We start from the raw sequence: 837 nt of genomic DNA on the forward strand, positions 1-837 counted from the left end.
GTCGTCCCCCCACCGGCGCCCGAGGGCTCCCCCGCCCCGCCCGCACCGGCGGGGCTGACCGCGCAGGCCTGGCTGGTCGCGGATGCCGGCAGCGGCGCCGTCCTCGCTGCCTCCCGCCCGCACGCGCCGGATCTGCCGGCCAGTACCATGAAGATCCTCACCGCGCTGACGGTGCTTCCCGGCCTGCCGCCGGACCGGGTCATCACCGTCGACGACAACGCCCCTCGGGTGGATGGCACCAAGGTCGGGCTGGTGCCCGGCGTCGGGTACACCGTCCGGGATCTGGCAACAGCGATGATGATCTCCAGTGGGAACGATGCGACGGTGGCCCTCGTCGAAGCCGCCGGCGGCACCGCGACGGTCCTGGCCCGGATGAACGCGCTGGCCGCATCGCTGGGCGCGCGCGAGACCGTCGCCGGCGATCCGACCGGGCTGGACAGCCCGGGGCAGGTGACCAGCGTCTACGACCTCGCCGTGCTCGGCCGCGCCGCGCTCAACGACCCGAGCGTGCGGGGATACCTCACCATCCCGCGGGCATCCCTCACCGGGCGCGGCGACCAGCGCTTCGAGATCCAGAACCACAACTCGCTGCTCCGCACCTACGACGGGGCGGTCGGCGTGAAGAACGGGTACACGGTGGCGGCCGGCGCGACGTTCGTCGGGGCCGCCACCCGCGGCGGTCGGACACTCATCGTCGCGTTGCTGCGCGCGGCCCCCGCCTACGGCACCGACGCCCGCGCCCTGCTCGACTGGGGATTCGCCCACGCCGGACAGGTGACGCCGGTCGGCTACCTGCCGAACCCGGCAGCGTCCGCGGCCGGCGAGGCGACCCGGCCC

The 837-nt window shown here is 74.9% G+C and carries 1 protein-coding gene; it reads left to right on the forward strand.

What is annotated here, in order from left to right; all coding sequences use genetic code 11:
• Positions 1 to 837: D-alanyl-D-alanine carboxypeptidase family protein (locus ND748_RS33035; protein ID WP_251750161.1), on the forward strand; the 837-nt coding region annotated here is incomplete at both ends.

The sequence above is a fragment of the Frankia sp. AiPs1 genome, assembly GCF_023716945.1.
Classification (GTDB): domain Bacteria; phylum Actinomycetota; class Actinomycetes; order Frankiales; family Frankiaceae; genus Frankia.